Below are 13,006 nucleotides of genomic sequence, written 5' to 3' on the forward strand. Positions count from 1 at the left end.
ATTTAAACAAGATTATATTCCTTAGCCTTTTCGGTAAGCTCTTTAAGGTTTTTCACATCCAATTTTTTCATCAAATTAAAACGGTGTACTTCTGCTGTTCTCTTACTTATGCTTAATTCTTCAGCAATATCCTTATTATTTTTTAATTGAAGGACGAGTTCTAATATTTGCTTTTCTCGTTTAGTAAGGTGAAATGGTATTTCTATGGACTCTTTTTTTAATACCGTTTCCCTATTCACATTGCCATTTACAAAATTGTTCATGATAATTGAAGATACGTCACCGGTGAAGTATTTCCCTCCAGTGGCTACGGTGGTTAACGCTTTTAAAAATTCTTCTTTACTTGCACCTTTCAATAAATAGCCATCCGCTCCCGCCTGAATGGCCTGGACGACATATTCTTCAGAATCATGCATCGAAAGTACTAGCGTTTTCACATCACTGTAGTTCATACTGACCTCTCTAACAACTTCAATACCATTTAATTCCGGCATACGGATATCAACGACCAAAACATCAGGCTTATTGAATTTAACAACTTCCAAAGCCTCCCTTCCGTTTGACGCTTCATCTAATACCACAACTCCCGTTTGATCCTCCAAAAGAGCTTTGATGCCATCCCTGACTAATACATGGTCGTCTGCAAGAACTACATTTATAACACTCATAATTTTTTAATTAACACAAAACTAGTGAATTTCAAGTTATACCACGTATTTCTATATCGGAATATTTAAGGTCACCCGAGTACCTTTACCCGGTTCAGAGTTTAAAAATAAACGGCCGTCAATATAGGTAATACGTTCCCGCATAAAGGTCATTCCCATACCCCCGTCTCCATTTTTTACATGCTTTACTTTCTCCGGATCAAACCCCTTTCCATTATCATCTATAACTATACTTAAAATATTTTCGCTACTGGTCAATGATACCAGTATATGCGTTGAATCTGCATATTTGATGGCATTATTGATGGCTTCCTGGGTAATTCTGTAAATATTAATCTCGGTTAAGGAGTCCATACGTCGGTTAAAATTTGTCTTATTGTAAAATACAATCTCCTTTCCCGTAAGTCTGGACAGTTCTTTTGTTAATTTGGTAATGGCCGGTACAATGCCGTGATCGGTCAATTCGGGAGGTGTCAAATTAAACGTTGCGGTTCTTACACCTTTAATGATATTTGCGGTTAGTTCTTTTAAATGTTCTATTTTGGAAGCGGTCTTTTCTACATCTGAAATATCAATGCTTTCAAGGTTATACTTTAAACCCGTTAACATTTGACCAATGCCGTCGTGAACATCCTTAGCAATCCGATTCTGTTCTTTTTCTTGGTTTTCAATAATCTTACCGGATATAATCTTTTGCTGACTCATTTTCTCCTCAAAACTGGCCTTTGTCAATCGTTCAATTTCAAGTTGGGCTTCTTTCCGTTTCGTGATTTCTGAAGCAATAATGAGTAATTCTGAAGCATCATCGGTATAGGTAAACGGAATGATGGCCATTTCTAGCCATATAGGTTCATTGTCTTTAGTCGTGGCCTTTACTTCCCCTTGCCATCCCGTCTTTCTATGTTTCGTAATGACTTCATCTATAAAGGCGCGTTCGTTTTCGTGGACCGATAGAATTTCTGAAAAACTGGCACTGGCTTTAAATCTGTTGAACTTAAATAACCTTGAAAATCTATTTCCCATATGAACCACTCTTCCCTCGGACGTGATTCGTCCAAACAAAAGCGTTTCGTCCATGGCATGGCTTAAGGCACGAAGTTCTTTTATCGATTTCTCTTTGGCTGCGCTCAGTACATCGGCATCATAGGCCATTTTTTTTGCTCTTTTTTCCGCCGTCAATAATTCTGCCAAGGTTTGTTTAACACTTTTAGCCGTTGGCCAAAAAATAAAAAGGAATTCAAAAAGTAGGATTAACAGGGTCAAGGTTGTTAGTAACAGCTCCAGGTTCCTCAGCCAATTTACCTTCTCATCGGCTTCAAGGTCATATTGATTGACAATTTGATCCATCAGCGACAAAAAGTTACCTTCGGTGCTTTTTATTTTATTGATATCTGCTAAATACGCATTTAATGGCAGTGGTGGTTTATTTTCTACAGCATCTATAAGGTGTTGGGACGCTTCACTCATAATGTTGAATGACACATTAAGTCTTTTAAATAAATTGGAAACAACCTTACTATTGTCGCCCGGTACGCCCAAACTATCATTACCGGTTTGAAGTGCCACATGTGAGGTCCTCCAGAGCGTCAAGGTCTCTTTTATGCTATCCTTTATACTGGATATTTTATTTAAATCCTCCTCTGCCGCAAGGGAAACAACATCCTTTGTTAATTTCTGACTTAGCATGCGTTGTCTTCCGGCTACATTAATAACCGTTGAATCACTCTGCTGGTCCCTCAGGTGTTTTCTGATTAATATTTGACTAAGGACTACCGATAAGGCAATGGTACTTAGGGCAATAATGTATAAACGGCTTAACTTATCAAAGGTTCGCTGATCTAAAGAACTCCCACTTTTACTCATGGTTTTGCAATTATGCTAAGGCCTGCTTTATAAGAGCAAGATCCTTTTTTGAAAAATTAAGCTTCAAAGCTGCTGCATGCCCTTCATTCGACATTTTATTCCAGGTTTTCCTTAAAATATCTATGATCTTTTCGTCTTCATGTTTGGCAGCAAACTCTTCAAAGTAGTACTCAAGAAACACCAAGCAAATAACATCTTCTAAAGCCTGGCTTTCTTCATCCTTTTTTATTAGTTTTTTGTTGATTAAAAAGACAACGCGATCAACAAATGAATCGTCGTAACCCACTTTCTTTAAAATTTCAGCAGTCAAGTTACCGTGCATTTTCTTTAGGGTTTCACGCCATTTTAAATATCCAATCCTATCCATGGGGTATTCATTTCTGGCTATCTTCCAGCGACAGATATGTTGTGCCCGTGCGGCTATCTGAAGGGCTTCAGAAGCTTCAGGCCTAAATTGCAGTAGTCTTTGTGTCATACGCTGTGAGTACAGCAACTCCTTCGAATAGGTTATCCCTTGAACCTGGTAGGTATTTATATCTTCCGCATTTTTTTGATCAATTAAAATAATGGCTTTTTCAAATCGTGTCGGTTCCATAATACTGGCATTGGTTTAAATTAATCTATAAAGCCAATATACACATTTCCATCTTTTATTTTAACGGGGTAGGTTGCTATTTTGAGATCATCACCTCCTAATTGTGAACCGTCCTCTAGTGAAAAATTCTTTTTATGCATAGGACATGCTACTTTGGGTATCCCATTTTTATCACCAATCATTCCAAGGGACAATACCATTTCCATTTTATGCGGGCATACATTTTGGCAGGCATACCATTTCGAAATCCGTGCAAAATTATAAACCGCTATTTGCTTGGTTTTATATTTTATACAAGCACCACTGTTTTCCGGAAAATCCTCTGTGACACCTACCTTGAACCATGTTTTTACACACGCTTCGGTTACTGTTTGATATTGATTTAATATGTGTTGCATCCTAAGTTTTATAAAATATTAATTAGCTCCAAGCCTTTGGCATTTTTTGATCTCTCATGGGTACAAAGACCAAATTGTCGTCGGTATCATCCGAGTTGACAAAATGTTTAAATCGTTCACTCATATCTGGATCTTCTATGGCTTGTTTCCACTCACATTCATATTTATTGATCAGTCCTTGCATTTCCAATTCCAAGTCCTCAGCAATCCCTAAAGAATCTTCCATTATAACTTGTTTTAAATAATCTATTCCACCTTCCAATTTATCCAACCAAGGTGCCGTTCGCACCAATGGTCCTGCCGTTCTTATATAGTACATTAAAAATCGATCGAGATATTTTATGGCTGTTTCATCATCCAATTGTTCAGCAAATAAAATGGCGTGTTTCGGTGTTGCCCCTCCGTTACCACAGACATAGAGGTTCCATCCTCCCTCAACAGCAATCAATCCAAAATCTTTTCCCCTTGCTTCAGCACATTCCCTGATACAGCCAGACACTCCTCCTTTTAACTTATGAGGCGATCGTAATCCTTTATAACGATTTTCTATTTCAATAGCAAAAGTTACGCTTTCATGCATTCCATAGCGACACCATGTTGATCCCACACAACTCTTTACAGTTCGTAAGGACTTCCCATAGGCGTGACCACTTTCAAATCCGGCATCAATCAAATCTTTCCAAATAACGGGTAATTCATGTAATTGGGCTCCAAACAGGTCCACGCGCTGTCCACCAGTTATTTTTGTATAGAGATTAAATTTCTTAGCCACCTGTCCAATAGCGATCAATTTGTCCGGTGTAATCTCACCACCAGGAACTCTGGGTACAACGGAATAAGTTCCATTTCGCTGAATATTGGCTAAAAATCTATCATTTGTATCTTGAATGGCCACCTGGCGGTTTGGCGTTTCCATATGGATGCTGGCATAAATGGAAGCTATTACAGGTTTACATACTTCACATCCATGACCTTCACCAAATAAATTAAGTGCCTCATCATAATCCTTTACTTTATTTATTTTTATGAGATCATAAAGTTCCTGCCTGTTAAAGTTAAAATGTTCACATACGGTTTCCTTAATCTCCTTTCCCTGGGATTTTAGGGTTTCGTTTACGAGATCGACTACCATGGGTTTACATCCACCACAACCAGTTGTGGCTTTGGTAATGCTAATAACTTCTGCTAGATGATTACATCCTCCTTCCGTTATCGAACTGCAAATACTTCCTTTAGTAACGCTTTCGCATGAACACACTTGAGCAACATCCGGAATATCCATCACATTACCAAAGTTAGACCCGTTTGCTCCTCGACCACCAATGATCAGTTCTTCTGCCTCTTCAGGAATTGGTAAACCATTTAAATAGATTTGATGGAGCATATTATAGTCGGAGGCATCGCCAATTAAAATTCCACCGAGTAAGGATTTTCCATCATGACTTATATTTATCCGTTTGTACAAATTTTTTGTTTTATTTTCATAAACAATGGAGTATCCCTTGTCTACGGGCATAAATGGCTGCCCATAACTGGCCACATCGACACCAATCAATTTTAATTTAGTTGACATATCGATATCATCCTTCATCAATACCTCTGTATTTCCCAAAATTTGGTTTACAGCTACTTCCGCCATATCATAGCCTGGAGCTACTAAACCATAAATCATATGATTAAATAAGGCGACTTCTCCAATAGCATAAATTTCTGGGTCGGATGTTTGCATACCATTGTTCACTACTATTCCACCTCGTACACCCATTTCCAAATGACAGGTCTTACCCAATTCGTCACGCGGACGAATACCGGCAGATACTACGAGCATATCCACATCTAAATTATCATATTCCCCAAACTGCATACCAGTAATCACATCATCACCCAGTATTTTATTGGTGGCCTTTGACAAGTGTACATGGATTCCCAAAGATTCAATCTTTTCCTGTAACACCTTACTGCCTCGCGTGTCTAATTGTCTGGGCATCAATTTGGGCGCGAATTCCACCACATGGGGTTCAAAACCCATGTCTAAAACTGCTTTAGCGGCTTCCAATCCCAACAAACCACCGCCAAGAACGGCTGCTTTTATGGTCCTGTCAGTCTTAGATTTTAAGTCCTCGGCATAGTCCAACATAGCCTCCAAATCTTCAATCGTCCGGTACACAAAAACACCCTTTTTTTCAATACCGTCAACATTCGGAACAAAAGGTGCAGATCCTGTGGCTAAAACCAAATAATCATATTTATAATGCAAATCATTAGATGTTGTAATCTTATTTGATGCCCGATGAATATCTGTAACACGTTCATTAGACCTCAATTGAATACCATGTGATTCATACCAGGATCTCGGTGCCATTTCCAAGGCTTCGGCATCTTGATTTTGGAAATATTCACTTAAATGCACGCGATCGTATGCTGGCCTGGGCTCCTCTCCAAAAACCATAAGTTCAAAACCCTTGGCTAATGGATTTGCCACAAACTTTTCACAAAATTTATAACCAACCATGCCATTACCCACAATGATTATTCTTTTCATCAGATACTATTTTATTTATACATTATAATTAATATCATGGATTATTCGTATGTCATTAGTATCCATCAAATATCTTTGATCATGTTACTAACTACGTATTTTTAAAATCAAAAATAAGTATTTTTACTTAATTTAATACGTAAATCATTAAATTTTTATCAAAACTGGACATTATTAAAGATTTCGTAAAAGGAGATACATTTTTTTACTAAGAAGGCAAAATTCGAACGTTCGCATTAAGAAAGTAAAAACGTTTAAGGATAACCGTTTTCATTGCGCAGTAACCGGACAAAAAGAATATTGAAATCCTTAAAAATGTTTACCGACTGCAAAGACCAATTTATCTAATGGTTATAAATTGACAAACGGACTCACGACCCACTCGTACAGCCATTCCCAAAAAACAATATAACATGCTTATAAGGACTTGATTCGATTTAAGGAAAATTAACAGATTATTCTTGGTCAGAACCCTATAAAGACAACTCCTACTCTACCCATTGGAACAGGTATAATGAACTTCTCATGCAGGTATAACTGTAATGATGACACTTTTGGAGGCCGGTGTTTTAGCAGTGTGTGCAAAACTGTCCAAAGGAACTAAAACATTAGTTTCCGGAAAATAAGTAGCACAACAATTTTTAGGGATATCATAACCCACTACCTTAAAGTTATGTGCTTCCCTGACTGTTTCTTTATAATGCGATTTTATATGCACGATTTGCTTTTCCTCAAGTTGCCGTTCTTTCATGTCTTCAACATTCATGAAGATAACACGTCTTTCATTGAAAATACCGCGATACCGATCATTAAGTCCGTAAATGGTGGTATTGAACTGATCATGGCTACGAATGGTCATCATAATTAATTCTTCCCCTTTAAGGGTCCATTTTGGCAATTTGTTCAAGGTGAAATTTGCTTTACCGGTTTTGGTGTTAAATTGCCTTAATCTGGCACCATTAGGCAAATAAAATCCGGATGGATCTTTTATGCGCTCGTTATAATTCTGAAATCCTGAAACCACCTCCTCTATATCATCGCGAACAAGATTATAGTCGTCTTTATATTGCAACCAATTAACCTGTGAACGCTCTCCCAAGGTAGCATGCGCAATACCACAAACAACAGCTACTTCACTCAGCAATTTATCGGAACAGGGGTTTAAAACCCCTTTGGTTGATGACACAATGCCCATAGAGTTCTCGATACTCTGAATCTGCTCTCCTGATTTTTGATAATCTTTTTCGGTCCGCCCTAAACAGGGTAGAATAAGAGCCTCCTTACCAGTGACCAAATGTGATCTATTCAGTTTGGTACTCACGTGTACAGTTAGATTACAATTTTCTAAGGCCTTTGCCGAGTACAGGGTGTCTGGAACCGCCGCAATAAAATTTCCTCCCAGCCCAAAGAACACTTTGGCTCTCTTTTCATACATGGCCTTAATGGCTTCAATTACAGAATAACCATGCTTATTACTCGGTTTAAATCCATATTTATCTTCAATTTTATCCAGAAAACTTTGTGGGGCTGCTTCCCAAATACCCACTGTTCTATCACCCTGTACATTGGAGTGCCCTCGAACCGGACATGTTCCGGCCCCATCTTTTCCAATACTTCCTTTAAGTAATAGTAAATTAACCAATTCCCTAATATTGTCAACGGCATTTTCATGTTGTGTCAGACCCATGGCCCAGCAAATTATAATTTTATTGTTGTTCAGGATCAATTGTAATGCAGCGTCAAATGTGTCCCGGGGTATTCCAGCGGACTTTAGGCAATCCTCAAAATCATAAGATTTTAAATCTGAAATAAACGCTTGATATCCATGCGTATGTTTTTCAATAAAATCGTGATCAAATACCTTTCCAATAGTTTCTTCTTTTTCTAATAATTTTAGCAGAATGGCTTTAAAAAAAGCCACATCCCCATTTATAGACAGCGGCACATAAAGGTCTGCTAAAATGGTACCTCCGGTTACCATTTTCATTGGGTTCTGTGGATTGGTAAATTTAATGAGGCCGGCTTCAGGTAAGGGGTTCACGGCGATAATCTTTCCTCCGTTTCTTTTGCACTTTTCCAGAGCTGAAAGCATCCGGGGATGATTGGTTCCCGGGTTTTGACCAACCACCATTATGACTTCTGCTTTATACAAATCATCTAAGGTAACCGACCCTTTTCCTATTCCTAAAGTTTCTGATAATGCTGTGCCACTAGCCTCATGGCACATATTGGAGCAATCCGGTAAATTGGAAGTTCCGTATTCACGCACAAATAACTGATACAAAAATGCAGCTTCATTAGTCGTCCTACCTGAAGTATAAAAAACGGCTTCATCAGGATGATCCAATGACTTGAGGTGCGTTGCTATTTTATTAAAGGCCTCTTCCCAAGACAAAGGTCTGTAATATTTTGATCCCCTTTTCAATAACATGGGCTCAGCCAATCGGCCAGATTTTCCAAGATCAAAATCGGACCAATCGGCTAATTCATCAACAGAATATTTACTGAAGAAAGTGCGTCCAATGGTTTTATTTTGCGCTTCTTCTGCAATAGCCTTGATACCATTTTCACAGTATTCTCCCCATAAAGAGCGCTCATCATCTGGATCGGGCCATGCACATCCCGGGCAATCAAATCCACCTTTCTGATTCATTTTCAAGGAAAGCTTAAGAGCTTTACTTAAGCCTATATACTTTTGAGCATGATTCAAAGCATGGGTAATTCCTTTAATACCAGCACTGTTATTCGCCCGTTCTTTAATTTTCAAGTTTGTGAATTCTTCAGGTGCTAACGCCCTTTTGTCCTTCGATTGATTCATTCTAATGGCTTATATCTATCAAATATCGCATTTTTAAAAAATTATCTGTTAATACATCCTTATATTTTCTAAAAACAAAAGCAAAAATATTTTACATTAGACGATAATTTACGTGGGTTTATAATGAAAAAGAAAATTACCTTAAAAGACATAGCTACGACCTTTGGGGTGTCTATTGCTACCGTTTCAAAAGCACTTAATGATAGCTACGATATCAGCACAAAAACCAAACAGAAGATTCAAGAATATGCCAAAGAACACCATTATAAACCAAATGTTATTGCTCTCAACTTACTTAATAAAAAAACCAAAACGATTGGGGTGGTTATACCCAATATAATGAATAGCTTTTTTGCCAAGGCCTTCGTGGGCATAGAAAACATGGCTTCTCAAAACGGTTATCAGCTTGTATCCTGTATTTCAAACGAATCTTATGAAAAAGAGGTGAAAACAATCGAACTGTTAAAGTATGGTGATTTAGATGGTCTTATCATTTCCTTAGCCGAGGAAACCCAGGTGAAGCAGAATTTCACACATCTTCAAAATACCATTAATGAAGGTATTCCAGTTGTGATGTTCGATCGGGTTTCGGATTCCGTTTCATGTGATAAAATCATTGTAAATGATTTAGAAAGCGCCTATTCAGCCACTAAACATTTGCTGCAATCCGGATGCCATCGAGTGGCCCTAATTTCCATCATTGATAATTTGAGTGTTGGAAAACTACGGGTAGAAGGCTATAAAAAGGCCATTACAGAATATGACATGCCTATAGAGGAACGACTCATTATTCGCATTGGCAATCACGAAGACTTTGATACTATTATGAAAGTAACACTCTCGGATAAAACTATTGATGGCCTTATCTGCCTGGAAGAAAATGCGGCCGTGAATGCTTTAAAAATAGTCAAACAAATGGGCTATGCCATTCCAAATGAAATGTCTATTATCTGTTTTACAAATGGTAAACTTTTACAACATCTTACCCCCTCTATATCAGCCATTAGTCAACATGGAAAACATATTGGTGAAACCGCCGTTAACATGCTTATTGACCGTATAGAAAATGCGGTAACAGATCAACCTTTTATTACGAAAATGATAAAAACAAGTTTGATTCCCAGAGAAAGCACAAGACCCGTTAAATTAATATAGTATCCGGCTAACCCGTAAAATAGGTGAGCACTGAAATGACAACAATGACTAATAGGACAGATAGTATAATATCTATTTGATCAAAACTGTCTTTACTGGCTTTCTTTTGTTCGATGGATAGGGTTCCAAAAGCCAATCCCTTAATACTTTCATAATTGGGAGCCTGAGAGACCAGACTAACGACCACACAAACAACAGCAGAAAATAAAAACATAAATATGGCCATATGGGCAAAATTTATCGCTGCAAAGGCATGAGCAATGCCTTGTAAACTATCGATGTTAATTTCAGCAGCAATTCGCAATGCGGCCACAAAAAGACCAGCCATTAAGGTAACAATGGCTCCCTTTGCATTTACGCGTTTCCATAAAATCCCTAATACAAAGACAGCTGTAATTGGAGGTGCGATATAGGATTGTACACTTTGTAAATATTTGTAAAGGGTACCACCACCTATTTTTTCCATGATAGGTATCCAAATAATTCCTAAGAACACTACAATAGCCGTTGCCAACTGTCCAATTTTAACCAATCGCTTTTCGGTCATGTGTGGTTTTAATTTTTTATAAATATCAATGGTGAAAATAGTAGAACACGAGTTAAAAACGGAAGCTAGGGAACTCATAAGGGCAGCCATTAAACCCCCTGCTACAAGACCCTTGAGCCCTACGGGAAGTAAGGCCTTGACCATTACCGGGAAAACCTGATCTGCCCGATCATAGCTTAAGACCCCCTTTTGTGCAAGTGCAAAAGCAATGATACCTGGTATTAAAAAAATAAATATCGGTAATATTTTTAGGTAAGCTCCGAATATAGCACCTCGTCTACCTATTTTAATATTATTAGCCGCTAAGGTTCTTTGAACTATATATTGATCGGTACACCAATACCAAACCCCAACCACTGTTCCACCAAATAAAAGGCCGGTCCATGGAAAATCCGGGTCACTAACGGGGCGCCACATATTAAAATGTTCAGATCCTACCGTAGCCCGTAATTCTGACCACCCTCCAACTTCATGTAAACCCAAATACGTTATGGTTACGGACCCTGCAATAAGAATAACCGTTTGAAGGGTTTCAGTATAAATGACCGCCTTCATCCCTCCTATAATGGTATAAATACCGGTAAATACAACAATTCCTATTGCTCCATACCAAAAGGGAATACCTAACAATTCGGACACAACAATACCACCGGCATAAATCGTTACCGATACCTTGGTAATGACATATCCGGCTAATGAAAACACCGATAAAAACCAACGCGAACGGGCATCAAATCGTTTTTCAAGAAATTCCGGCATGGTAAAAGCCCCACTTCTGATATAAAACGGCAGAAATAACCAACCCAGAAGTAATACGATCCATGCATGTAATTCATAGTGCGCCATAGGCATACCTGATTCGGCTCCTGTACCAGCCAAACCAACAACATGCTCTGAACCTATATTGGAAGCAAAAATTGAGGCCCCAATAACGAACCATCCCACGTTTCTACCTGCTAAAAAATAGTCCTCCGTATTCCTATTTTTTTGTAAAATAACCCAAACAGCAACGGCCATTAATGCTAAAAAGTACACTCCTAATACGACCCAGTCTAAGCCTTCCAATACCGAATTCATAGGTTTAGATATATTGGTTTATAATATTTTCAAATAATTCCTGTTTCCCACTTACTAAAGGTAATTCTCCATTATCCAGAGCGATTTTATATAAATCGGAAAGTGTCAGCTTCCCTTCTTCAAAGGCTTTGCCATTTCCAGTATCAAACGAACTGTAGCGCTCCTTTCTTAATTTTTCATACGGTGATGAGGATATAATTTTATCCGCGGTCAATAATGCCCTTGCAAACGTATCTGCGCCTCCTATATGCGCATGGAAAACATCATCGATATCGGTCGAGTTTCTTCTTATTTTGGCATCAAAATTTACACCACCCCCTTGTAAACCGCCAGCTTTGAGAAATACCAGCATTGCCTCGGTCGTTTCTTGGATATTATTTGGGAATTGATCCGTATCCCAACCGTTTTGGTAATCACCCCTATTAGCGTCTATACTTCCAAGCATACCTGCTTTGGCTGCCACTTCCAATTCATGTTGGAAGGTGTGTTGCGCCAGGGTGGCATGGTTAACTTCAATATTAATCTTAAAATCTTTATCCAGACCATATGCTTTCAAGAAACCAATTGCCGTTGCTGTATCAAAATCGTATTGATGTTTTGATGGTTCCATGGGTTTAGGTTCTATAAAAAAGGTGCCTGTAAATCCTTGACTACGCGCATAATCTCTGGCTATGGTTAGAAATTGTGCCATATGGTCCAATTCACGACCCATATCGGTATTCAATAAACTCATGTAACCTTCACGACCACCCCAAAACACATAATTTTCCCCGTTGAGTTTTATGGTTGCATCCAACGCCAATTTTACCTGTCCGCCAGCCCTGGCTAGAATATTAAACTCCGGGTTGGTCGCTGCACCATTCATATATCGTGGATTGGAAAAACAATTGGCTGTTCCCCAGAGCAATTTTATTCCTGAAGTCTTTTGCTTGACTTTAATATAATCTGTAATGCTATCTAATCGCCTTTCAGATTCCAAAAATGTGGGAGCTTCGGCAATTAAATCGAAATCATGAAAACAGAAATAATCGAACCCCATTTTACTAATAAATTCAAATGCGGCATCAGCCTTATCCTTTGCTGCCTGAAGGGGATCTGAAGATTGATCCCATTCAAAAGTTTGTGTGCCCGGGCCAAAAGGATCAGCACCTTTACCACAGAAGGTGTGCCAATAGGCTACAGCAAATTTGAAATGCTCTCGCATGGTCTTTCCAGCGACAACTTGATCTGGATTATAATATTTAAATGCCAATGGATTATCGGATTCTTTTCCTTCATAGTTTATATCACCAATTCCTTTGTAATATTCCCGGTCTCCAATTATTGCCATAATATTAATTATT

Annotated in this window: 9 protein-coding genes; 1 reads left to right on the forward strand and 8 read right to left on the reverse strand. The window is 38.4% G+C overall.

Going from position 1 to position 13,006, the window contains the following annotated elements; all coding sequences use genetic code 11:
• Window positions 1-2: 2 nt before the first annotated feature.
• The 6 genes from MR054_RS09180 to MR054_RS09205 form a co-directional block, all read right to left on the reverse strand.
• The gene (locus tag MR054_RS09180; RefSeq protein WP_242157621.1) at window positions 3-668 is read right to left on the reverse strand and encodes a response regulator; all 666 of its coding nucleotides are present in this window, start codon (window positions 666-668) and stop codon (window positions 3-5) included.
• A 51-nt stretch (window positions 669-719) separates the two neighbouring features.
• Window positions 720-2,531: a sensor histidine kinase gene (locus tag MR054_RS09185; protein WP_242157622.1), complete on the reverse strand. Its 1,812-nt coding sequence runs from the start codon at window positions 2,529-2,531 to the stop codon at window positions 720-722.
• Between the two features lie 10 nt (window positions 2,532-2,541).
• Window positions 2,542-3,126, reverse strand: a complete 585-nt coding sequence (locus MR054_RS09190; protein ID WP_242085027.1) for a DUF4202 domain-containing protein — start codon at window positions 3,124-3,126, stop codon at window positions 2,542-2,544.
• A 20-nt stretch (window positions 3,127-3,146) separates the two neighbouring features.
• On the reverse strand, window positions 3,147-3,524 hold the full coding sequence (gene nirD, locus MR054_RS09195) for a nitrite reductase small subunit NirD (protein ID WP_242085028.1): 378 nt from the start codon (window positions 3,522-3,524) through the stop codon (window positions 3,147-3,149).
• 22 nt (window positions 3,525-3,546) lie between these two features.
• Window positions 3,547-6,066 (reverse strand): nitrite reductase large subunit NirB, encoded by a 2,520-nt coding sequence (gene nirB / locus MR054_RS09200; protein WP_276520164.1) that lies wholly within the window; start codon window positions 6,064-6,066, stop codon window positions 3,547-3,549.
• A 523-nt stretch (window positions 6,067-6,589) separates the two neighbouring features.
• Window positions 6,590-8,884: an FdhF/YdeP family oxidoreductase gene (locus MR054_RS09205; RefSeq protein ID WP_242157624.1), complete on the reverse strand. Its 2,295-nt coding sequence runs from the start codon at window positions 8,882-8,884 to the stop codon at window positions 6,590-6,592.
• 123 nt (window positions 8,885-9,007) lie between these two features.
• On the opposite strand from MR054_RS09205, the gene MR054_RS09210 reads away from it, so the two are divergent.
• On the forward strand, window positions 9,008-10,039 hold the full coding sequence (locus MR054_RS09210) for a LacI family DNA-binding transcriptional regulator (RefSeq protein WP_242157626.1): 1,032 nt from the start codon (window positions 9,008-9,010) through the stop codon (window positions 10,037-10,039).
• A 7-nt stretch (window positions 10,040-10,046) separates the two neighbouring features.
• Here MR054_RS09210 and MR054_RS09215 read toward each other — a convergent pair whose 3' ends face one another.
• Both MR054_RS09215 and xylA read right to left on the reverse strand, forming a co-directional pair.
• On the reverse strand, window positions 10,047-11,663 hold the full coding sequence (locus tag MR054_RS09215) for a sodium:solute symporter (protein ID WP_242157628.1): 1,617 nt from the start codon (window positions 11,661-11,663) through the stop codon (window positions 10,047-10,049).
• 4 nt (window positions 11,664-11,667) lie between these two features.
• A complete protein-coding gene (xylA, locus tag MR054_RS09220; RefSeq protein ID WP_242157629.1) occupies window positions 11,668-12,993 on the reverse strand; it encodes a xylose isomerase in 1,326 nt (441 codons plus the stop codon).
• Between the last annotated feature and the right edge of the window lie 13 nt (window positions 12,994-13,006).

Source organism: Aestuariivivens sediminis (assembly GCF_022662105.1).
GTDB lineage: Bacteria > Bacteroidota > Bacteroidia > Flavobacteriales > Flavobacteriaceae > Aestuariivivens > Aestuariivivens sediminis.

Coding starts and splice junctions, on each gene's coding strand:
- MR054_RS09215 (WP_242157628.1), bottom strand. CDS start 11,663: ATGAATTCGGTATTGGAAGGCTTAGACTGGGTCGTATTAGGAGTGTAC.
- MR054_RS09210 (WP_242157626.1), top strand. CDS start 9,008: ATGAAAAAGAAAATTACCTTAAAAGACATAGCTACGACCTTTGGGGTG.
- MR054_RS09180 (WP_242157621.1), bottom strand. CDS start 668: ATGAGTGTTATAAATGTAGTTCTTGCAGACGACCATGTATTAGTCAGG.
- nirD (WP_242085028.1), bottom strand. CDS start 3,524: ATGCAACACATATTAAATCAATATCAAACAGTAACCGAAGCGTGTGTA.
- MR054_RS09190 (WP_242085027.1), bottom strand. CDS start 3,126: ATGGAACCGACACGATTTGAAAAAGCCATTATTTTAATTGATCAAAAA.
- xylA (WP_242157629.1), bottom strand. CDS start 12,993: ATGGCAATAATTGGAGACCGGGAATATTACAAAGGAATTGGTGATATA.
- MR054_RS09205 (WP_242157624.1), bottom strand. CDS start 8,884: ATGAATCAATCGAAGGACAAAAGGGCGTTAGCACCTGAAGAATTCACA.
- nirB (WP_276520164.1), bottom strand. CDS start 6,066: ATGAAAAGAATAATCATTGTGGGTAATGGCATGGTTGGTTATAAATTT.
- MR054_RS09185 (WP_242157622.1), bottom strand. CDS start 2,531: ATGAGTAAAAGTGGGAGTTCTTTAGATCAGCGAACCTTTGATAAGTTA.